A 20,700-nucleotide genomic window follows, 5' to 3' on the forward strand; every position below is an offset into this window, starting at 1 on the left:
CAGCTCGCCTGGTGCGTGCGCGGCGCCGAGGCCCGGTCCAGGCGCTAACCTACCCAAGGTGCGCCGCCGGAACCGCCCTCTCCTCGCCCTCGTGGCGAGTGCACCCCTGCTACTGTTGCTCGGGGCATGCTCCGGCCCGGACCGCCCGCCGGTCGACGGCGTCACCGACGCGCTCGTGGCCGCGCTGTCGGCGCGCGACCTGTCCGGCCTGCCGATGCGGGTGGGCGGGTCGGTCGACGCGCAGACCCAGCTCGACCAGATCCTCGAGCCGCTCGAGAAGGCGACAGGGGAGCGGACGCGCAGCGTCACGGTCGCGGACGTCGGCAGCGCCGTCGAGGAGGACGGCAACGTGACCGTCCCGGTCACGCTCGACTGGACGTGGGAGCTCGCCCAGGGCACCACCTGGGACTACGACACGACGGTCGACCTCGCCTACGTGCCTCCCGCCGCCTCCGACGACGAGGGGAGCTGGCAGGTCGTGTGGCGCCCCGACGTGCTCGTGCCCGACCTGGCGCCCGGTGAGCGGCTCAAGGTCAGGAAGCTGGGGGCGGACCGCGCGGACGTGCTCGACGGCGCCGACGAGCCGATGGTGACGGCGCGCGACGTCTGGCACCTGGGCGTCGACAAGACGCTGGTCGAGGGCCTGGGCCTGGAGTCGGCCGCCCGCGGTCTCGCCGTCCTGGTGGGCATCGAACCCAACGAGTACTTCGCCAAGGTCGAGGCCGCCGGCGACAAGGCGTTCGTCAAGGCGATCACCGTCCGCGACGTCGACGCGGGCGTGGACTTCACGGTGGACGAGGCGCGCGCGATCCCCGGGGTGCGCGCGATCGACGACACCCTCGAGCTGGCACCCTACGGCTCGTTCGCGGCGCCGGTCCTCGGCCGGTCCGGGGAGGCGACGAAGGAGATCATCGCCGAGTCCGAGGGGCGCGTGCAGGCGGGTGACGTCGCCGGGCTGACGGGACTGCAGCGGCAGTACGACGAGCAGCTCGCGGGGGTCCCCGGCGTCGTCGTGCAGGTGGTGTCGCCCGACGGCTCGGCCAAGGCCCTCGACGGGTCCGCCGCCGCTGCCGACGAGGAGGAGCCGCGCGACCTCTTCCGCGTGGACGCCGTCGACGGCACCCCCGTGCGCACCACCCTGGACGTCGACGTCCAGACCCGGGCCGAGGACGTGCTGGACGACGTCGACCCGGCCAGCGCGATCGTCGCGATCGAGCCGTCCACCGGCGAGGTCCTCGCGGCCGCCAGCGGGCCCGGCAGCGAGGGGTGGTCCACCGCGACGCTCGGTCAGTACCCGCCGGGCTCGACGTTCAAGATCGTCGACGCGCTCGCGATGCAGCGCGCCGGGCTCACCGCGGACTCACCCGTCAGGTGCAGCGACACGATCACCGTGGACGGGCGCACGTTCGGCAACGTGCCCGGCTACCCCGCCTCGGCGCTGGGCAAGGTCCCGCTGAGCAAGGCGTTCGCGCACTCGTGCAACACGGCGATGATCGCCCAGCGCGACGTCGTGTCGCAGGCCGACCTGGCGGCCGCGGCCACCGGGCTCGGGTTGGTCGGCGACAAGGCCGCCACGGCGGCGCTCGGCGTGCCCGCGTTCCTCGGCGCGGTCCCGTCCGAGGCGGGCGAGACGGAGCACGCGGCGTCGCTCATCGGCCAGGGCAAGGTGCAGACGTCACCCCTCGGCATGGCCACGGTCGCCGCCGGGGTCGTGGCCGGCGCGCCGGTGCACCCCGTCCTGGTGCGCCCCGCCGAGGACGCCGAGGCGCCCGAGACGCCGAAGGGCGCCGTCACCAAGGACGAGGCGGCCGTGATCCGGGACCTCATGCACGGCGTGGTGACCGACGGCAGCGCCGACATCCTGCGGGACGTCGACGGCGTCCTCGGGGCCAAGACCGGCACCGCGCAGTACGGCGACGGGTCGAAGCAGCACGTGTGGATGGTCGCGATCATGAAGGACCTGGCCGTGGCCGTCTTCGTCGAGGACGGCCACCGCGGCTCGGACACCGCCGGCCCCCTGATGCACGAGTTCCTGGAGTCCGTGGGCTGACGCCGCCCGGCGGCACGGATCGCGTGGTCTTCGGCGGGGACGTGCTCAGGCGTGCGGCACGTTCTCCTCCAGCTCCGCCAGCCAGGCGGCGGCCGACGCGTCGGACGGCATCCGCCAGTCCCCGCGGGGCGACAGCGCGCCGCCGGCGGCGACCTTGGGGCCGTTCGGGATGGCGGAGCGCTTGAACTGCGACGCGAAGAACCGGCGGAAGAAGACGACCTCCCACGCCCGGATGGTCGCCAGGTCGTACGCTGACCGCTCGTCGTGCGGGAAGTTCGGCGGCCACGCGCCCGTCTCGGCGTCGCGCCAGGCGTGCCACGCGAGGAACGCGATCTTCGAGGGCCGCAGCCCGTGCCGCAGCGTCCAGAACAGCGTGAAGTCCTGCAGCGCGTACGGCCCCACCACGGCCTCCGTGGACTGGGGCGCCTCGCCCTCGCCGGCCGGCACCAGCTCGGGGGAGATCTCCTGGGCGAGGATCTCGCGCAGCAGGTCGTTGGTCTCCGCCTCGAACCGCCCCGTGTCCGCCACCCAGCGGATGAGGTGCTGGATGAGCGTCTTCGGCACGCCCGTGTTCACCGCGTAGTGCGACATCTGGTCGCCCACGCCGTACGTGCACCAGCCCAGCGCCAGCTCTGACAGGTCACCCGTGCCGAGCACGATGCCGCCGCGGTGGTTCGCCAGCCGGAACAGGTAGTCGGTGCGCAGCCCGGCCTGCACGTTCTCGAAGGTGACGTCGTAGACCTTCTCGCCCGCGCCGGACGGGTGCCCGAGGTCGCGGAGCATCTGCTGTGCGGCGGGCCGGATGTCGAGCTCCTCGAACGTCACGCCGAGCGACGTCGCGAGCCGCGTCGCCCGGTCCTTCGTCTCGGACGACGTCGCGAAGCCGGGCATGGTGATCGCGTGGATGTCGGTGCGCGGCCGCCCGAGCCGGTCCATCGCCCGCGCCGCGACGATGAGGGCGTGCGTCGAGTCGAGACCGCCGGAGACGCCGACGACGATCTTCGGCTGCCCGATGGACGCCAGGCGCTGCTCGAGCCCGGACACCTGGATGCCGTACGCCTCGTAGCAGTCCTGCGCGAGCCGCTGGGGGTCGTCGGGCACGAACGGGAAGCGGTCCACCTTGCGGCGCAGGCCGATGTCGCCCGACGGCGGGTCCGCCGCCCACGTCACGGTGCGGAAGCGCTCGGTCCGCTCGCCCAGCGCTCGCCGGTTGTCGTCGAAGGAGCCCTGCCGCAGGCGCTCCTGCCGCAGGCGGTCCAGGTCGACGTCGGCCACGGACCGCCGCGCGCCGTCGGGGAAGCGCTCGGACTGCGCGAGCAGGTCGCCCACCTCGTAGATCATCGTCTGGCCGTCCCACGACAGGTCGGTCGACGACTCGCCCTGCGCGGCCGCGTAGGCGTAGGCCGCCAGGCCGCGGTGCGACGCCGAGCGCACCATGAGGTGCCGGTCCTCGGCGCGGGCCACCGTGATGGGGCTCGCGGACAGGTTCAGGAGCACCGTCGCACCCGCGAGCGCGGCCTCGGCCGACGGCGGCACCGGCACCCACAGGTCCTCGCAGACCTCGACGTGCACGGTGAGCCCCGCCACGTCGGACGCGCGGAAGAGCAGGTCGGGGCCGAGCGGCACGGGCTCCTCGGCGAACGGCAGCGTGACGGTCGCCCCGGCACGGTCGTCGCCGGGGGCGAACCAGCGCTTCTCGTAGAACTCGCGGTAGTTCGGCAGGTACGACTTGGGGGCGACGCCGAGCACCCGCCCGCCCTGGACCACGACGGCGCAGTTCAGCAGCCGGTTCCCCACCTCCAGCGGGGCGCCGACGACGAGCATCGGGCGCAGGTCGGCCGACGCCGCCACGATCCGTGCGAGCGCGTCGGTCGTGGCCTCCAGCAGCGTGTCGGCGAGGTGCAGGTCGTCGAGGGCGTAGCCGGAGACGCAGAGCTCGGGGAAGACGGCGACCGCGACCCCGTCGTCGTGGCACGCGCGCGCCTCGGCGAGGATCGCGGCGGCGTTCGCGCGGGGGTCGGCGACGGTGACGGGCACGGTGCAGGCGGCCACCCGGGCGAAGCCGTGGGCGTACGCGGAGGAGAAGTCCACCCCCCGAGTGTAGGAACGCCCCTGCGTGGGCGCCGAACACGGGGACGGGAACGCGATGACGCCTCGTTCGGGTCCTCCCCGGGTTCGGCCGCCGGGGGAGGCGTGGCTAGGGTCGGGGGGTGCCTCTGCTCCCTGCGCTGCCCGGTCGTGCCGCGGCCCCGCGCGCGTCCTCGCCCATCCCGTTCGCCTCCCGGCTCACCACCGGGCTCGCCGTGCTGCTCGTCACGGCGTCGGCCCTGCTCGGTGCGACGGCGGTGTCGGTCGGCCTGGCCCCGCCGGCCGCGGCCCACGACCGTCTCGTGTCCGCCGACCCCGAGGACGGCGCCACCCTGGACGAGCCGCCGGGTGTCATCACCCTGACGTTCAGCGCGGAGCTGCTGGCCGCGGGCGCTCAGGTCGGCGTCGGTACCCCCGACGGCGACGTCGCAGCGGAGGTCGTCGTCGACGGCGAGGTCGTCACCGCGACGCTGCCCGACGGCCTGCCCGCCGGTGACTACGACGTGCGGTGGCGCGTGGTGTCCTCCGACGGCCACCCGATCGAGGGGGAGCTGGGCTACGTCGTGGCGTCGGCCGCCGAGCGGAGCGTCGCCGCCTCCGACCCGGAGGAGAGCGTCGCGCCGAGCGAGGAGGCCGGTACCGAGCCGTCCGCGTCGGTGGACACCGGCTCGACGGCGCCCGCGACGCCGTCGGCGGACGGGCACCAGCACGCCGCGGGCACGCCGGGAGTCGAGCTCGACGCCGGCGGCGAGGCGGGGTGGGCGGTCGCTTGGCTGTTCGGCGTGGTGGTCCTCGCCGCGGTCGGGGTGGCCGCCGCGGTCGTGCTGCGCCAGCGCCGGATGCTCGCCGAGCTCGACGAGCGGACCGCGGCGCGCGGTGACGACGCCGAGTCCGACGGGGGCCGGCCCGACGGCACGGACGACGGCCGGGACGACGCGGGCTCGAGCGGCCGCTGACGCTCAGACGGTGGCGCGCGACCGCCGTCGGGCAGCGGACACGAGCGCGAGGATCGCGGGCGCCAGGATCAGCGCACCGACGCCGTTGACGGCGCCGAAGCCGCCCCAGGCGAGCACCGGGCCGGCCACAGCGGCGGCTGCGGCTCCGGCGTAGTTCATCGCGGCGTCCGAGACTCCCTGCAGGGGCAGCTTGACCTGCGGCTCGACCACCGACGCCAGCAGGGCCGACGCACCGATGAGGCACGCCGACCAGCCCAGCCCGAGCACCAGCAGGGCGGCCGCGGTGAGGGTCGGGCCGCCGGCAGGAGCCGCACCGTGGGCGGCGTGCACCGCCTCGGCCGGGGCCGTGGCGGCAGCCGTCACCCCCAGGACCAGCGCCACGGCCAGCAGGCCGATGCCGACCGCCGTCGTGCGCACGCCCCCGATCTTGTCCGCGAGCCAGCCGAAGACCGGGCTAAACGCGAACATCCCCACGATGTGCAGGCTGATGACGACGCCCACGACCTCCAGGGACATGCCCGCGTGCTGCAGGTGCAGCGGCGTCATGACCATCACGACGATCATCACGGCGTGCGCGCAGGCGGGCATGACCAGCCCGAAGCGCGCGACCGGGTGGTGCCACGCCCACCGCAGCGCGGCACGGGAACCGAGCGGCGGGACGAGCGGCGAGCCCGTGGGCACGGCGTCGTCGTCCCCGTCGGCGCGTGCGGGAGCCCGGTAGAGGGCCGTGACCACGGTCGACGCGGCGAGCAGCGCCACGAGCGCGAGCACGTACGGCCCGGCCAGCGGCGGCAGGCCGAGGCCGGCGCCCAGGTCGTCGCCGGGCGCGCTGAGGTTGGGACCCAGCACGGAGCCGACCGTCGTCGCCCAGACGACCACGGACATGGTGCGGGCGCGGCTCGCGGCGGGGGCGTCGTCGGCGGCGGCGAAGCGCGACTGGAGGGTCACGGCGTTCGCGATGCCGAACAGCCCGATCCCCACGAGCTGGACGGGCAGCGACCCGGCGACCGCGGACAGCACGGTGATCAGCGCGCCCGCGGCGGCGAGGGCGTACCCGAGGCCGAGCGCCACGCGCCGTCCGCGCCGGGCCGCGAGGTTCGCGAGGGGGATGGCGGCGATCGCGGCCGCGAGCACCCCGACGGCCTGCGCCAGGCCGGCGACCGACGTCCCGCCGAGACGTTCGGTCAGGAGCGCGCCCACGGAGGCTCCGACGGCCACGCCCACCCCGCTGAGGGCGTTGCCCAGCACGAGCGCCGTGAGGTTGCGCCGGCGGTGGCTCTCAGGGCGCGGCGCGGGCACGGGCGTCCCCGGGGTGGGGGTGGGTCGGGTCACGGGCACGAGAGTAGGACGGCCCACCGACGCGGTCCTCATCGGTGCGGGGGTCACGCGGACGCCCGCGGGCCGTCCCGGGGCCGGATCAGGTGTGCGGAACGTGAGACTTCCGACCTGTCCGGCACGCCACGCGGGCAAAAGTCGCAGGAATCTGCGGATGTTCCTTAGTGTGTTCCCCGTCCTCCCGGTGCGACGCCGGGCTGTGACGTGAACGTGACGACGCGCGGTCAGCGTGCGTCGTGATCCGGAGAAGGGATTCACATGTCGCTGAACAAGTCCGAGCTCGTCTCGGCCATCGCTGGCAAGGCCGAGCTCAGCAAGGCTGACGCGGAGAAGTTCCTGAACGCGTTCCAGGAGGTCCTCGAGGAGTCGCTCGGCAAGGGCGAGGCCGTCAAGGTCACCGGCCTGCTGTCGGTCGAGCGTGTCGAGCGTGCCGCCCGCACGGGTCGCAACCCGCGCACCGGCGAGGAGATCCAGATCCCGGCCGGCTACGGCGTCAAGATCAGCGCCGGCTCGGTGCTGAAGAAGGCCGTCGCCAAGTGATCCACGGCTGACGCGGCGCCCCGCGTCGTCGTCGGCCCCACGAAGGCCCGCCCCTCGCCCTGTCGCGAGCGGCGGGCCTTCGTCGTCCGCGACCACGGGTCGAGGGCAGGGCTACAGGTCGCCCTTGCGCTCCAGGAACCGCATGGCCGCCCAGCCGATGGGCACGCGGGCCCAGTAGGTCACGACGCGGTACAGCATCGTCACGGAGAACGCGAGGGACGCGGGGATGCCGGCAGCGGTGAGGCCGGCGATGAGCGCGCCCTCGACGCCCCCCAGGCCGCCGGGGGTCGGCACCAGGGCGCCCAGCGCGTTGCCGACCAGGTAGACCACGGCAACGTCGATGAGGCTGAGCGACTGCCCGAACGCGGCGAGCGCGGCGTCGAACGCCAGCACGTACCCGAGCGTCATGACGACGTTGCCGCCCAGCCCGAGCGCGAGCCGGCCGGGCTGGCCGAGCATCTGCGACAGCCTCGGCCACACCTGCTCGAGGATCGGGCGGGCCTTCTCCCACGCCCAGCGCCGGGCCGCGGGCACCAGGAGCGTCGCGACGACCGCGAGGGCCACGCCCGAGATCGCGAGCAGCACGGTCGTGGACGGCAGCTCGATGAGGCCGCCGGTGCCGGTGAAGATCGACAGCACCACGAGCAGCAGCACGGTGACGACGAACTGCGACACCTGCACCAGCGCCACGGTGGCGACCGCCATCGGCATCGCGACCCCGCGCCGCGTGAGCATCCGCAGGTTGAGGGCAGCCGGCCCGATCCCGGCCGGGGCCGCGAGCGACACGAACGACCCCGCCATCTGCGTCAGGGTCGCGCGCCACAGCGGCAGCTTCTCGGGGGAGAACGCGGAGAACGTCAGCGCCGCGCCGAACCAGGTGATCGCGCCGAACGCGAAGGACGCCGCCACCCACCACGGGTTCGCCTGAGCGATCGCGGCGGCGATCTCCTCGAAGTTCATCGTCGTGACGATCACCGAGACGGCGACGATCATCAGCGTCACCATGATGATCGTGCGGGCGCCGAACCGGGTGATGTTCTGCGGCTGCACGTCGGCCTGCGGGAGCCGCTCGACGAGGGCGTCGCGCAGCTCGTCCAGCAGCCCCTTCGCGTGGCGCACCTCGGTGCGGGTCTCGGGCGGCAGCGCGACGGACTGCAGCAGCGGCCCGATGGCGGCGATGTCCTCGTCCGGCAGCGCGCGCACGGCCGAGGCGAGCGCACGGGTCGCCCCGACGCGCAGGGCGAGGATCGCGAGCATCTGCGTGAGGTCGAGCCGGCGCGAGAAGGTCGACGAGGCGATCTCGCCCTGCTCCCAGCCGGTCAGCCAGACGTGGGGGGCGCCGTCGGGGCCGTGGTGCACCAGCAGGACGTCGGGCGTCAACGCGTGGTGGGTCAGGCCGGTGGCGTGCGCCCGGCAGAGCTGCTCCCAGGCCTGCGCCAGGACGGCGTCGCCGCGCGGCCCCTCGAGCAGCTCGTCGGGGACGTCGCGCAGCGACACGGCGTCGTTCGCGTGCTCCTGGACCAGGACGACGGAGTCGTCGGCGATGCCGATGCCCTCCAGCCGCGGGGTGCGCACGCCGGCGGCGGTCGCCGCGTACGAGAGCAGGGCGATGCGCTCGGCCGCGGCCTTGAGCGAGATCGCGGTGCGGCCCTCGATGCCACGCAGCCGCAGAGCCCGCCAGGTACGTGCCAGGGCGCCGATGACGTGCCGGTCGCCGTCGAGGACGACGACGTCGCGTCGCGCCCCGTCGTCCGTGAACAGGGCGTACACGCGGTTGTCGCCGGCGCGGGTGAGGGCGACGGCGGCCGCGTCGGCGGAGTCCTCGGCCGGGTCCTCTTCCGGCAGGCCCTCGGGGAGGCCGCCGGAGGGCGTCACCTCCGCGCCGGCGGCGTCGAAGGACGCCGTCGGGTCGTCCGGCGCGTCGGGAACCTCGGAGTCGACGTCGGCGGAGGTGTCGCGCACGCGCACCAGCGCCGACGGCTGGAACCCGGCGCGACGCACGGCGGCCACCAGGTCCGCGCCGTACGCCCGCTCGCTGCGCACCCCGGAGACGTACTGGACGGCCTGCCCGGCGAGCCGGCCCAGCAGCAGGGCGACGAGCACGCCCGGCAGCGCGACCTGGCCCGTGATGAGCGCGATGAACAGCGCGAGGTACAGCACGTTCCACGACCAGCGGACCGTGCGCCGTCGCGTGCGCGGGCCGGCTGTCGTCAGGAGCCCGGCGATCGCGGCGACGTAGCCGGGGACGGTCAGGCTCCAGGTGCCGCCGGTGCGCACGGAGAGGCCCCGGATCAGCTCGTCGCTGCCGAACTGGTACAGGAGCACCACCGTGAGGATGCCGAGCAGGAGCCCGAGCGCCGCCGCGCAGATCGACTCCACGACCTGCCGGCCCAGGCGCCGGATGCCGAGCTCGACGAGCACCGCCGCGGGGACGAAGAGCGTCACCAGGCCCTCGAGCACCGCGACGGGGATGTACAGCAGCCGGGCGAGCAGCGTGCTGAAACTCTGCACGTCCTCCGTGACGCCCTCGGTGGTGGCGTGCGCGTAGACGGACATCACGAGCACCAGGGCGACCCCGAGGGCGCTGATGACCATGCCGAGCATGTCGGAGGGGTGCCGCACCCGGGGCTCCGGGGTGTCGACGACGCGTACCAGGTCGTCGCCCCGGTCGGACGCCTGGACCTCCCCGCCGAGGAGCGCCTGCAACGGCCCGGTGGGCGGCGGGTGGTCGTGCGACGGCACCGGGGCGGGGCCTGCGGTGCTCGCTCCGGACATGAGCCGCAGTCTAGGTCGTGCGGCCCTTCCTGGCCGGTGACTCGTGCCCGGCGTGGTGGTAGGTTGCCCGATCACGATGCGGTCACGAGTGTGGTCGTGACCCACGACCGTGATCTGGGCGACACTGCGGTGTGCTAGAAACGCCCGCATCGTGACCAGGGTGACGGCGTCCGTGCTGTGGCCCGTCCTGGAGAAGGAGATCCCCGAAGATGAGCGCGACCCGAGCCTCACGAAGGCTGTTCGCAGGTACCGCCGGTGTGGCGGCCCTGGCCCTGGTGCTGACCGCGTGCGGCGGTGGCTCGACCGGCGGTGGTGACGGTGACGGCGGCGGTGCTGCCGGGTCGCTCGTCGTCGGCACCACCGACAAGATCACGTCGCTCGACCCGGCCGGGTCCTACGACAACGGCTCGTTCGCCGTCATGAACCAGGTCTACCCGTTCCTGATGAACACGCCGTACGGCAGCCCGGACGTCCAGCCGGACATCGCCGAGTCGGCCGAGTTCACGGCGCCCACCGAGTACACGGTGAAGCTCAAGCCGGGCCTGAAGTGGGCCAACGGCAACGACCTCACGTCCTCCGACGTGAAGTTCACGTTCGACCGCCAGCTCGCGATCGCGGACGAGAACGGGCCGTCGTCGCTGCTGTACAACCTCGACAGCGTCGAGACGCCGGACGACACCACCGTCGTCTTCAAGCTCAAGAGCGAGAACGACCAGATCTTCCCGCAGATCCTCTCCTCGCCCGTGGGCCCGATCGTCGACGAGGACGTCTTCGCGGCCGACGCGCTCACGCCCGACACCGAGATCGTCGACGGCAAGGCCTTCGCCGGCCAGTACTCGATCTCGAGCTACAAGATGAACGAGCTCGTCTCCTACGAGGCGTACGACGGCTACCAGGGCATCCTCGGCGAGGCGAAGACCCCGAAGGTCGCCGTCAAGTACTTCGCGGACGCCTCCAACCTCAAGCTCGAGGTCCAGGAGGGCTCCGTCGACGTGGCCTTCCGCTCCCTGTCGCCCACCGACATCGAGGACCTGCGCGCCAACGACGCGGTCAAGGTCGTCGACGGCCCCGGCGGCGAGATCCGCTACATCACGTTCAACTTCAACTCCCAGCCGTACGGTGCCGACCAGCCCGACGGCGACGAGAAGAAGGCCCTGGCCGTGCGCCAGGCGGCGGCGCACCTGCTCGACCGTGCCGCGCTCTCGGAGCAGGTCTACAAGGGCACCTACACCCCGCTGTACTCCTACATGCCCGAGGGCCTCACGGGCGCGACCGACTCGCTCAAGGGCCTGTACGGCGACGGCGCGGGCGGCCCGGACGCCGCCGCCGCGAAGAAGGCGCTCGAGGACGCGGGCGTCACGACCCCGGTCGAGCTGGACCTCCAGTACTCGAACGACCACTACGGCCCGTCGTCGGGCGACGAGTACGCCCTCATCAAGGACCAGCTCGAGTCCGACGGCCTGTTCACGGTCAACCTGCAGACCACCGAGTGGGTGCAGTACTCGAAGGACCGTTCGGCGGACGTCTACCCGGCCTACCAGCTCGGCTGGTTCCCGGACTACTCGGACGGGGACAACTACCTCACGCCGTTCTTCCTCAAGGAGAACTTCCTGGGCAACCACTACGTCAACCAGGACGTCGAGGACATGATCCTCGAGCAGGCCGTGACGGCTGACGAGGCGGCGCGCACGGCGCTCCTCGAGCAGATCCAGGACGCGGTGGCGAAGGACCTGTCCACGCTCCCCTACCTCCAGGGCGCGCAGGTCGCCGTCGTCGGCACCGACGTCTCGGGGGCCGAGGACACGCTGGACGCGTCGTTCAAGTTCCGCTACGGCGCGCTGGCCAAGGGCTGATCCTGCCCCGTGGCCTCACGTAACACGGCAGGAAGCGCACTGGGACGCTACATCCTGGTGCGCTTCCTGCTCATCATCCCCACCGTCTTCATCCTGGTCACCACCGTCTTCGTGCTCATGCGCGCGACGGGTGACCCGATCACCGCCGCGCTGGGCGGTCGGCTCACGCCCGACCAGCTCGCCGAGCGGATCCATGCCGCCGGGTACGACCGGCCGATCCTCGTGCAGTACCTCGAGTACCTGCGCGGCGTCTTCACCGGCGACTTCGGCACGACGCTCAGCGACAACCGACCCGTCACCGAGGTCCTGACCACGTACGGGTCGGCGACGCTGGAGCTCGCGGCCTACGCGATCGTCGTCGCGCTGCTGCTGGGCATCCCGTTCGGCATGATCAGCGGCTACTTCCGCGACCGTCTGCCGGACGCCGTCCTGCGCATCCTCGCGATCCTCGCCTACGCGACCCCGGTGTTCTTCGCGGGGCTCCTGCTCAAGCTGGTGTTCTCCGTGTGGCTCGGCTGGTTCCCCGTGGCGGGCCGCGTGTCGACCAACGGTGAGATCGCGATGCAGATGGCCGGCGCGGACTCCGGCTTCATGCTCGTCGACGCGTTCCGGACCGGCGACCCTGCCGTGGTGCTCGACGTGCTCTCGCACGCCGTGCTGCCCGCCGCGGCCCTGGGCCTGCTCACCGCAGGCGTGTTCCTGCGGCTCGTGCGGACGAACGTCATCGGCACGCTCGGCACCGGCTACGTCGAGGCGGCCCGCTCCCGCGGGGTCGCCGAGAGCCGCCTGGTGCGCAAGCACGCGTGGCGGCCCGCCCTGATCCCGATCATCACGGTGGCCGGCATGCAGGTCGCCATGCTGCTCGTGGGCGCCGTGCTGACCGAGACGACGTTCGAGTGGCGCGGGCTCGGCTTCCAGCTCGCCGAGTACCTGCAGGCGCGCGACTTCGTGGCCGTGCAGGGGATCGTCGTGCTCATGGCCGTGGTGGTCGCGGTGACGAACTTCCTCGTCGACATCATCGCGGCCCTCATCGACCCGAGGGTGAGGTACTGATGAGTGCAGCGGAGATCACTCCGGTCGGCACGCAGGGCGCGGCTCCCGAGCACCTCGGGGGCCGGGGGTCCTGGTTCAAGAAGCTCCCCGTGGTGCACCAGGTGCGCCAGAGCGTGGGGCTGCAGCGCGGCATGCTCATCGCCGGCATCGTGCTGGTCGCGGTGTTCGTGCTGGTCGCGGTGTTCGCACCGCTGATCGCCCCGTACGGCTGGTCACAGCTGCGGAGCCTCGACGGCGCGTTCGGCGCCCAGCAGGCGCCGTCGGCCGAGCACTGGTTCGGCACCACGGTGGGCGGCTACGACGTGCTGTCCCGCGTCGTGTGGGGCGCCCGGACGGCGCTGCTCGTCGTCATCGTCGCGGTGGTCTCGTCGATCGTGGTGGGCGTGCTGCTCGGCCTCGTGTCGGGCTACTTCGGCGGCTGGCTCGACCGGCTGCTCGTGGTCGTGGCCGACGCGATCTACGCGTTCCCGTCGCTGCTGCTCGCGATCCTGCTGGCCATCGTCATCTCCGGCGGCCAGTCGAACATGTGGGGCGGCATCTTCGCCGCGGCGCTCTCCATCACCGTGGTGTTCATCCCGCAGTACTTCCGGGTGGTGCGCTCCGAGGTGGTGCGCATCAAGGGGGAGGCGTTCGTCGACTCGGCGCGCGTGCTCGGCACCGGGCACTGGCGCATCATGACGCGCCACGTGCTGCGCAACTCGACGCGCACGCTGCCGCTCATCGTCACGCTCAACGCGTCGGAGGCGATCCTGACCCTCGCGGGCCTGGGCTTCCTCGGGTTCGGCATCGAGCCGACCGCCGCCGCCGAGTGGGGCTACGACCTGCAGCGGGCCATCGCCGACGTCACGTCGGGCATCTGGTGGACCTCGATGTTCCCCGGCCTGGCCATCGTGTTCACGGCCATGGGCGTCACGCTCATGGGCGAGTCGCTCAACGACCTCGCCGACCCGCGCCTGCGGATGCGCGCGCGGTCCAGCAAGGTCTCGGGCGACGTTGCCGCCACCTCGGTGGAGAAGGGGGACGTCGCATGAGCGCCGTCGCGACCATCACCGACCTGGCGGTCTCGTTCGCCACCGACGCCGGTCCCGTCCGGGCCGTGGACGGCGTGAGCCTCGACGTCTCCCCGGGCGAGGTGCTCGCCGTCGTGGGCGAGTCGGGATCCGGCAAGACGGTCACCGCCAAGACGCTGCTCGGGCTGCTGCCCGAGACGGCGACGACGCGCGGCGCCGTGGTCCTCACCGGCCGCGACGGCCGGGAGACCGACGTCGTGCACGTGTCCGGTGCCAAGCTGCGCGAGGCCCGCGGGCGCGACGTGGCGATGGTGTTCCAGGAGCCGTCGAGCGTGCTCAACCCCGTCTACACGGTGGGGTGGCAGATCGTCGAGGGCATCCGCGCCCACGGCGAGGTGTCCCACAAGGTGGCGCGCCAGCGCGCCGTCGAGGTGCTGCGACAGGTGGGCATCCCCGACCCGGAGCACCGCATCGACCACTATCCGCACCAGTTCTCGGGCGGGCAGAAGCAGCGGATCGTCATCGCGATGGCGCTGGTGCTGGGGCCGAGCCTGATCGTCGCCGACGAGCCGACGACGGCCCTCGACGTCACCGTGCAGGCCGAGATCCTCGACCTGCTGCGCACGCTGCGCGACGAGACCGGCACCGCGATCGTGCTCATCACCCACAACATGGGTGTGGTGGCGGACCTCGCGGACCGCGTCGCCGTCATGTACCAGGGCAAGGTGGTGGAGCAGGCGCCCGTGGGCGAGCTGTTCGCCGACCCGCAGGACGACTACACCCGGGCGCTGCTCAAGGCGGTACCGCGCATCGGCGAGGGCACCGCGCGCGCCGTCGAGCGGGCGTCGTCCCGGCCCGACGGCTGGGCGGACTCCGAGCCCGTCGTGCGCGCCGACGACCTGCGGATCGTCTACCCCGGGCGTTTCCGGCAGCCGGCGTTCACGGCCGTCGACGGCGTCTCCCTGACCATCCGCCCGGGCGAGGTGCTCGGGCTGGTGGGGGAGTCGGGGTCCGGCAAGACGACGATCGCTCGGGCGATCGCCGGCCTGACGCCCGTGAGCGGCGGGTCGCTGAAGGTGCTCGGCACCGAGATGCGCGGCGCCAAGGGGCGTGACCTCAAGGCGATGCGTCCGCGGCTCGGGTTCGTCTTCCAGGACCCGGCCACGTCGTTCAACCCGTTGCTGACCATCGCGCAGTGCGTGGCCGAGCCGCTGGTGGTGCACGGCCGTGCCAAGAGCGCGGAGGCCGCCCGTCGGCGCGTGGACGAGCTGCTCGAGGCGGTCCAGCTGCCGCGCAGCTACGGCGACCGGTTCCCGCACGAGCTGTCCGGCGGGCAGCGGCAGCGCGCGTCGCTCGCCCGCGGGCTGGCGCTCGACCCGGAGCTGCTCGTCGCGGACGAGCCGACGTCGGCGCTCGACGTGTCCGTGCAGGCGCGGGTGCTGGAGCTCTTCGCCGAGCTGCAGAAGGAGCTCGGCTTCGCCTGCCTGTTCGTGTCGCACGACCTCGCGGTCGTGGACCTCCTCGCGGACCGGATCGCGGTGCTGTACCGCGGCGAGCTGGTCGAGGAGGGCACGGGCGCCGAGGTGCTCGGCGCGCCCCGCGAGGACTACACGCGGCGTCTGCTCGCGTCGCTGCCCGTCCCGGACCCGGTGGCCCAGGCGGAGCGTCGGGAGGCGCTGCGCGCGCTCCAGGTGGGCTGAACGAGCGCCTCGCCGCCCCCCTGAGGGAAACGAGCGTGCTGGCTTGATCCTCAGACGGGCCGTCTGAGGGTCGAGCCGGCATGCTCGTTGCGTCCCTGGATGGGCACGGCTAGAGGCCGAGGGTCGTCTTCCAGGCCGCGGGCAGCAGGGCGTAGCCCACGAACGCGACGACGTCGAGCAGGGTGTGCGCGACGACGAGCGGCAGCACCCGGTTCCGTCCCCACCGGCTGGTGTAGAACCACGAGAACACCAGGCCCATGACGACGTTGCCCAGGAACGGCCCGATGCCCTGGTACAGGTGGTAGGAGCCGCGCAGCAGCGAGCTGGTCACCACGAACCACAGGCGTGACCACCCCAGGTCACGGGTGCGCTCGTGCAGGTAGGCCACGGCGACGACCTCCTCGAGCAGACCGTTCTGCAGGGCGGCGAGGACCAGCACGGGAACGACCCACCAGTGCTGGTCCAGCGCGCTGGCCTGGACCTGCACGGTGATGCCGACCACGCGGCCGAGCAGGTAGAACGCGATCCCGGGGAGCCCGATGAGGGCGGCGAGGCCGAACCCCCAGGCGATGTCGCGGCCCGGCCGCGCGCCGTCGAGCCCCCAGTCCAGACCGACCCGTTCGCGGGTGCCGCGCCACGTCGCCGACGCCCGGCCGCTGAGCAGGTACAGCGCCAGCGCGACCGGGACCAGGGCGAAGAAGATGCCCAGCACCTGGTAGGTGAGGTCGAGCAGCGAGCGCTCGGACTGGCTCGCGTTGAGCGTGGCGGTCTGGTCGGCGAGCGGGGTCTCCGCGCTGAGCCGCGCGAGGATGTTGACGATCGCGTAGACGCCGCTCTGGCCGAGGCTCAGGCCCAGCACGATCCAGATCTCGGCGGCGGTGCGGCGCCGGGCGGACGGCGTCGTGGTCGGTGCGGCGGGCGCCGGGGCGGCCCAGCGCGCGGGCGAGGCGGTCTGCGGGTCGGCGGTCACGCGCCCAGCGTAGAACCCCCCCGCGACCACGTTGTGAGCGGGCGATCGGCCCCCTTCCAGCCGCGGAACCGGGCCGAACGCCCGCTCACAGCGGTCGCTCGTGGCGGGTGGGTCGCGGTGACGGACGGTCGGGTCGGAGCGACGGTCAGTCGGGCGGGAGCGGCGGGCGGCCGGGGCGCCGCGCGGGGGCGGCGTCCCGGGGCAGGCGCCCGGCGTCCTTCAGGGCGCGGCGCAGCAGCAGGTCGATCTGGGCGTTGACGCTGCGCAGGTCGTCGGCCGCCCATCGGGCCACCGCGTCGTGGATCGCCGGGTCGAGCCGCAGCAGCACCTGCTTGCGCGCCGGCCGGGCCGCACGCCCGGCGCCCAGGGACGACGCGTCGTCCCCGGGCCCGGTGCCGGCGGGAGTCACTGGTACAGCGATCCCGCGTTGACGACGGGAGTGGCCCGGCTGTCGCCGCACAGGACGACGAGCAGGTTGGACACCATGGCGGCGCGCCGTTCGTCGTCGAGCGTGACGACGCCCTGCGACTCGAGGCGGCCCAGCGCGTCCTCGACCATCGACACCGCACCCTCCACGATGCGCGAGCGCGCGGCGATGATGGCGCCCGCCTGCTGGCGCTGGAGCATGGCCTGGGCGATCTCGGGGGCGTAGGCAAGGTGGGAGATCCGGGCCTCGACGACCTCGACACCCGTGACCGCGACGCGCTCGGCGACCTCCGCCGCGATCTCGGCGGAGACGAGCTCGGTGGCGCCGCGCAGGGACTCGACGTCGTCCCCGCCGTCGTACGGGTGCGACATGGCCACGTGCCGCAGGGCGGACTCGGCCTGGACGACGACGAAGTCGTCGTAGTCCTCGACGGCGAAGCTCGCGCGGGCGGTGTCGGCGACCTGCCAGACGACGATCGCGGCGATGTTGACGGGGTTGCCGTCGGCGTCGTTGACCTTGAGCTCGCTCGTCTCGAAGTTGCGCACGCGCACGGACACGCGGCGCTTGGAGGTCAGCGGGACGGTCATGATCAGCCCGGTGCGCCGCACGGTGCCGAGGTAGCGGCCGAAGAGCTGCACGACGAGCGTCTCGCCAGGGCTGATCACGGAGATCCCGGTGAGGACGAGCAGGGCGAGGAGCAGGCCCGCGGCGATGAGGCCGACCATGGCGGACGACTCGCTCGCCGCTGCGCCGATCGCGCCTGCCGCCACCACGACGAGGGCGAGGACGACGGCGCCGACGGCACCTCCGCCGCCGAGCGACCAGGCGGGGCGCTCGGAGACCTCGACGCGGGTTCCGGCGTGCCCCACGGGGCGCCCGGTGGGTTCGCCGCCCACGGAGTCCTGGACGGGGGCGGGGCTGTCGAGCATGGGTTCCTCCTGGTGGCCGGGCAACGCGATAGCAAAGTGATATCACATTTGTGGGGAGGTCGTCGCCGAGGGGTTGTGCGGCGGGCGTCGCGCGTGTCATGATCGACAAACAGGTTTGCAACGCAAAGTTGTCTGTGAGGCTGGAATGACTGACACCCCCGACGGGAACGACGGCCGCCACCCGGCGCCGGACGCGTTCTCCGCCGCCGACTCCCTGCGGATCCTCCGGGAGCAGCAGGACCGCGCCCGGTCGGCCCTCGTGCCGGACGGCCGGCTGCTGTGCCTGCTGTGGGGCGTCGCGTGGCTGGCCGGCTACCTCGTGCTGTGGACCAGCGCGCGCGGTACCGAAGGGATCCCCAGCGGGCCGGCGTTCGTCATCTTCGGCGGGCTGCTCGCCGCGGCGATCGTCATCACCATCGTGCACAGCGCCCGCCGCACCGGCGGGACCAGGGGTGCCGGCCAGCGGGCCGGCGTGCTGTGGGGCTTCACCTGGTGCCTCGCCTTCCTCGCCTACCCGTTCATCATCGGCGGGATCGCCCGGGCCGGCGCCTCCGACGACGTGATCGGTCTGGTCGCCAACGGCCTGGCCTGCATGATCGTCGGGATCATGTACCTCACCGGGTCCGCCTGCTTCGCGGACGACGGCCTCTACGTCCTCGGCGCGTGGATCGTGCTGACCGGAGGCGTGGCCACGTCCGTCGGGATGCCGGGCACCTACCTCGTCATGGCGCTCCTCGGCGGGGGCGGGTTCCTCGTCATCACCCTCGTGCTGCAGGTGATCCACCTGCGCCGGCGACGTCGGGCCGACACTGGTCTCGAGGCCGCGGCCGTGCGTCAGGGGCCGGGCGATGACTGACCTCGACGCCGTCATCCACGCCCCGGCTAGGCTGCGCGTCGTCGCGACGCTGGCCACCCTGGACCCGGCCGACGAGATCACCTTCCCCAAGCTGCAGCAGGTGCTCGGCATGACCGCCGGGAACCTGTCCACCCACCTGCGCAAGCTCGAGGACGCCGGGTACGTCCGGGTGTCCAAGGCGCACGCAGGACGCAAACCCGTCACCTATCTCGCGCTCACCTCCCAGGGGCGGCGCGCGTTCGAGGACTACACCGAGGCCCTCACCGGGCTGCTGAAGGGAGCCGGCGCATGAGTGCCGAACCGATCATGGAAAGAGTGCAGAGCACGCGCGTCACACCGGGGGAGGTGTCCGGGGAGGTCGTCGCCGTCCGCGGCGTGACGCGCCGCTTCGGGGACGTCGTCGCGCTCGACGACGTCACGCTCGACGTCGGCCCCGGCGAGCTCGTGGGCCTGCTGGGGCCCAACGGGGCCGGCAAGTCCACCCTGCTGTCGCTGATCAACGGTCAGCGCAAGCCCGACTCCGGAACGGTGCGGCTCCTGGGCGGAGACCCCCGGGACGCCGCCAGCAGGCTCGGGCTCGGCGTCACCCCGCAGGAGACCGGTCTGCCGGCCACGCTGCGCGTCGGCGAGGTGGTCGACTTCGTCGCCGGGCACTTCCCCGACCCGGTCCCGACCGGCGACCTGCTGGAGCAGTTCGGGCTCGCCGAGATGGCCCGCCGTCAGGCCGGCGCGCTCTCGGGCGGGCAGAAGCGGCGGCTCGCGGTGGCGCTGTCCCTGGTCGGGCGGCCCCGCGTCCTGCTGCTGGACGAGCCCACCACGGGCCTCGACGTCGGCGCACGGCAGGCGCTCTGGGAGGCGGTCCGCGGCTACCACGCCGGGGGCGGCACGGTGCTGCTGACCAGCCACTACCTCGAGGAGGTGCAGGCGCTCGCGCAGCGCGTCGTCGTCATCGACCGTGGAGTGGTGCGGGCCGACGCCTCGCTGGACGTGATCCTGCGGCGCGTCGCACTGAGGCAGGTCGTGCTCACCTGCGCCACGGACCTGTCCGCGTGGCCGGGGGTGGTGCGTACCGGCACCGGCGCCGCCGCGACCCCGGGGTCCGACGGCGGTGCCCGCCAGACGCTGTTCACCGCAGACGCAGACGCGCTCGTGCGCGCCCTGGTGCGCGCCGACGTCGACTTCCGCGACCTCGAGATCCGGGGCGCGAGCCTGGAGGAGGCGTTCGCCGAGATGGTCGAGCCCGGGATGCCCGGGGAAGGAGCAGAGCGATGACCACCGCACCCCAGAGGCCCGCTGCCGCACCCGCGTCGAGAGGCGTCGTGACGCCCCTGCGCCTGACGTGGCTGCACCTGCGGTTCCAGTTCCTGGAGACGATCCGCATCCCCATGGCCGTGATCGGCAACATGCTGTTCCCCGCCCTGGCGATGGCGTTCTTCGTCGTCCCGCAGCAGGAGGTCGCGCAGAACCCGTTGTGGGCGACGACGGCGGTCGCCGGGCTGGCCATGTTCGCCGTCTGCTCCGCCAGCCTGTTCAGCTTCGGGCTCGGCGTGGCCGAGGACCGCCAGCTGCCGTTCGACCCGTACGTGCGCAGCCTGCCGGCCGGGCCCGCGCCGCGCATGGCGGCGCGGATCGCCAACAGCGCGATCTTCGCGGTGCTGGGCCTGCTGCCGCTCATCGTCGTGGCCTGGCTCTTCACCGCGGCGACCGTCACCGTCCTCCAGCTCCTGGCGGGGATCGGGATGGTCCTCGTGGCGTTGGTGCCGTTCGTCCTGCTCGGCATGGCGATCGGGTACTCGATGCCCGCGAAGGCGGCGCTGGCCGTCGTCCAGGTGGTGCTGTTCCCGCTGGCGTTCGCGGGCGGGCTGTTCCTGCCGCCGATGATGTTCCCGGCCTGGCTCGACGCGATCTCGAAGGTCACCCCGACGCGGGCGGCCCGTGACCTGCTCGACCAGGCCCTGACCGGGACGACCGCCTATGGCGGCGCATGGCTGGTGCTGCTCGGCTGGACGGTGGTGTTCGCGGCGCTGGCCACGTGGGCCTACCGTCGCGACGAGGGCCGCCGCTTCCGCTGACCCCCGGCCTGTGTTGTGAGCGCGGGGGTTGGCCCCCGAACGCAGAGGGGAGGGGGCCAAACCCCCCCCCCCACCCGGCGGGGGGG

17 protein-coding genes are annotated in these 20,700 nt (G+C 73.1%); 11 read left to right on the forward strand and 6 right to left on the reverse strand.

All coding sequences use genetic code 11. The features are described from left to right. The first annotated feature begins 91 nt into the window (after nt 1–91). A complete protein-coding gene (locus tag LEP48_RS14165) occupies nt 92–2,050 on the forward strand; it encodes a penicillin-binding transpeptidase domain-containing protein (RefSeq protein ID WP_225566247.1) in 1,959 nt (652 codons plus the stop codon). A gap of 45 nt (nt 2,051–2,095) precedes the next feature. Here the strand turns inward: LEP48_RS14165 and LEP48_RS14170 are convergent, their stop codons facing one another. Continuing rightward, nucleotides 2,096–4,141 (reverse strand): NAD(+) synthase, encoded by a 2,046-nt coding sequence (locus LEP48_RS14170; protein WP_225566248.1) that lies wholly within the window; start codon nt 4,139–4,141, stop codon nt 2,096–2,098. 119 nt (nt 4,142–4,260) lie between these two features. Between LEP48_RS14170 and LEP48_RS14175 the strand changes: the two genes are divergently transcribed. Then, nucleotides 4,261–5,094, forward strand: a complete 834-nt coding sequence (locus LEP48_RS14175) for a copper resistance CopC family protein (protein WP_225566249.1) — start codon at nt 4,261–4,263, stop codon at nt 5,092–5,094. Nucleotides 5,095–5,097: 3 nt separating this feature from the next. Here the strand turns inward: LEP48_RS14175 and LEP48_RS14180 are convergent, their stop codons facing one another. Continuing rightward, a complete protein-coding gene (locus LEP48_RS14180; protein ID WP_225566250.1) occupies nt 5,098–6,426 on the reverse strand; it encodes an MFS transporter in 1,329 nt (442 codons plus the stop codon). 261 nt (nt 6,427–6,687) lie between these two features. Here LEP48_RS14180 and LEP48_RS14185 point away from each other — a divergent pair, with 261 nt between their 5' ends. Then, complete coding sequence (locus LEP48_RS14185) at nt 6,688–6,969, forward strand: HU family DNA-binding protein (protein ID WP_225566251.1); 282 nt, start codon at nt 6,688–6,690, stop codon at nt 6,967–6,969. 111 nt (nt 6,970–7,080) lie between these two features. On the opposite strand, the gene LEP48_RS14190 is transcribed toward LEP48_RS14185, so the two are convergent. Then, complete coding sequence (locus LEP48_RS14190; protein WP_225566252.1) at nt 7,081–9,744, reverse strand: lysylphosphatidylglycerol synthase transmembrane domain-containing protein; 2,664 nt, start codon at nt 9,742–9,744, stop codon at nt 7,081–7,083. A gap of 209 nt (nt 9,745–9,953) precedes the next feature. Here LEP48_RS14190 and LEP48_RS14195 point away from each other — a divergent pair, with 209 nt between their 5' ends. From LEP48_RS14195 to LEP48_RS14210, 4 genes are read left to right on the forward strand one after another with little or no spacing between them, the layout of a single operon-like run. After that, nucleotides 9,954–11,597, forward strand: coding sequence for an ABC transporter substrate-binding protein (locus LEP48_RS14195; protein WP_225566253.1), 1,644 nt, complete (start codon nt 9,954–9,956; stop codon nt 11,595–11,597). A gap of 9 nt (nt 11,598–11,606) precedes the next feature. Further along, nucleotides 11,607–12,650, forward strand: a complete 1,044-nt coding sequence (locus LEP48_RS14200) for an ABC transporter permease (RefSeq protein WP_225566254.1) — start codon at nt 11,607–11,609, stop codon at nt 12,648–12,650. Then, nucleotides 12,650–13,681, forward strand: a complete 1,032-nt coding sequence (locus LEP48_RS14205; protein ID WP_225566255.1) for an ABC transporter permease — start codon at nt 12,650–12,652, stop codon at nt 13,679–13,681. The genes LEP48_RS14200 and LEP48_RS14205 overlap by 1 nt, the downstream gene beginning before the upstream one ends. Further along, nucleotides 13,678–15,360 carry a dipeptide ABC transporter ATP-binding protein gene (locus tag LEP48_RS14210; RefSeq protein WP_225566256.1) on the forward strand — a complete coding sequence of 561 codons (1,683 nt, stop codon included), beginning with the start codon at nt 13,678–13,680 and terminating at the stop codon, nt 15,358–15,360. Before LEP48_RS14205 ends, LEP48_RS14210 begins: the two co-directional genes overlap by 4 nt. A 109-nt stretch (nt 15,361–15,469) precedes the next feature. On the opposite strand, the gene LEP48_RS14215 is transcribed toward LEP48_RS14210, so the two are convergent. From LEP48_RS14215 to LEP48_RS14225, 3 genes are all read right to left on the reverse strand, one after another. Beyond that, complete coding sequence (locus LEP48_RS14215) at nt 15,470–16,330, reverse strand: CPBP family intramembrane glutamic endopeptidase (protein WP_225566257.1); 861 nt, start codon at nt 16,328–16,330, stop codon at nt 15,470–15,472. A gap of 145 nt (nt 16,331–16,475) precedes the next feature. Further along, nucleotides 16,476–16,739: a type II toxin-antitoxin system antitoxin gene (locus LEP48_RS14220; RefSeq protein ID WP_225566258.1), complete on the reverse strand. Its 264-nt coding sequence runs from the start codon at nt 16,737–16,739 to the stop codon at nt 16,476–16,478. After that, entirely contained in the window at nt 16,736–17,686 is a 951-nt protein-coding gene (locus LEP48_RS14225; RefSeq protein ID WP_225566259.1) for an SPFH domain-containing protein, read from the reverse strand. Before LEP48_RS14225 ends, LEP48_RS14220 begins: the two co-directional genes overlap by 4 nt. Nucleotides 17,687–17,831: 145 nt before the next feature. On the opposite strand from LEP48_RS14225, the gene LEP48_RS14230 reads away from it, so the two are divergent. From LEP48_RS14230 to LEP48_RS14245, 4 genes are read left to right on the forward strand one after another with little or no spacing between them, the layout of a single operon-like run. Beyond that, nucleotides 17,832–18,542, forward strand: a complete 711-nt coding sequence (locus tag LEP48_RS14230) for a hypothetical protein (protein WP_225566260.1) — start codon at nt 17,832–17,834, stop codon at nt 18,540–18,542. After that, nucleotides 18,535–18,834 (forward strand): winged helix-turn-helix domain-containing protein, encoded by a 300-nt coding sequence (locus LEP48_RS14235; protein WP_225566261.1) that lies wholly within the window; start codon nt 18,535–18,537, stop codon nt 18,832–18,834. The genes LEP48_RS14230 and LEP48_RS14235 overlap by 8 nt, the downstream gene beginning before the upstream one ends. A 14-nt stretch (nt 18,835–18,848) precedes the next feature. Further along, entirely contained in the window at nt 18,849–19,814 is a 966-nt protein-coding gene (locus tag LEP48_RS14240) for an ABC transporter ATP-binding protein (protein ID WP_225566315.1), read from the forward strand. Beyond that, on the forward strand, nt 19,811–20,614 hold the full coding sequence (locus LEP48_RS14245; protein ID WP_225566262.1) for an ABC transporter permease: 804 nt from the start codon (nt 19,811–19,813) through the stop codon (nt 20,612–20,614). The genes LEP48_RS14240 and LEP48_RS14245 overlap by 4 nt, the downstream gene beginning before the upstream one ends. Nucleotides 20,615–20,700 lie beyond the last annotated feature (86 nt).

Origin of the sequence: Isoptericola luteus (assembly GCF_020297055.1) — a bacterium.
Taxonomy (GTDB): domain Bacteria; phylum Actinomycetota; class Actinomycetes; order Actinomycetales; family Cellulomonadaceae; genus Isoptericola; species Isoptericola luteus.

Coding starts and splice junctions, on each gene's coding strand:
- LEP48_RS14185 (WP_225566251.1), top strand. CDS start 6,688: ATGTCGCTGAACAAGTCCGAGCTCGTCTCGGCCATCGCTGGCAAGGCC.
- LEP48_RS14190 (WP_225566252.1), bottom strand. CDS start 9,744: ATGTCCGGAGCGAGCACCGCAGGCCCCGCCCCGGTGCCGTCGCACGAC.
- LEP48_RS14195 (WP_225566253.1), top strand. CDS start 9,954: ATGAGCGCGACCCGAGCCTCACGAAGGCTGTTCGCAGGTACCGCCGGT.
- LEP48_RS14205 (WP_225566255.1), top strand. CDS start 12,650: ATGAGTGCAGCGGAGATCACTCCGGTCGGCACGCAGGGCGCGGCTCCC.
- LEP48_RS14210 (WP_225566256.1), top strand. CDS start 13,678: ATGAGCGCCGTCGCGACCATCACCGACCTGGCGGTCTCGTTCGCCACC.
- LEP48_RS14225 (WP_225566259.1), bottom strand. CDS start 17,686: ATGCTCGACAGCCCCGCCCCCGTCCAGGACTCCGTGGGCGGCGAACCC.
- LEP48_RS14230 (WP_225566260.1), top strand. CDS start 17,832: ATGACTGACACCCCCGACGGGAACGACGGCCGCCACCCGGCGCCGGAC.
- LEP48_RS14235 (WP_225566261.1), top strand. CDS start 18,535: ATGACTGACCTCGACGCCGTCATCCACGCCCCGGCTAGGCTGCGCGTC.
- LEP48_RS14240 (WP_225566315.1), top strand. CDS start 18,849: ATGGAAAGAGTGCAGAGCACGCGCGTCACACCGGGGGAGGTGTCCGGG.
- LEP48_RS14245 (WP_225566262.1), top strand. CDS start 19,811: ATGACCACCGCACCCCAGAGGCCCGCTGCCGCACCCGCGTCGAGAGGC.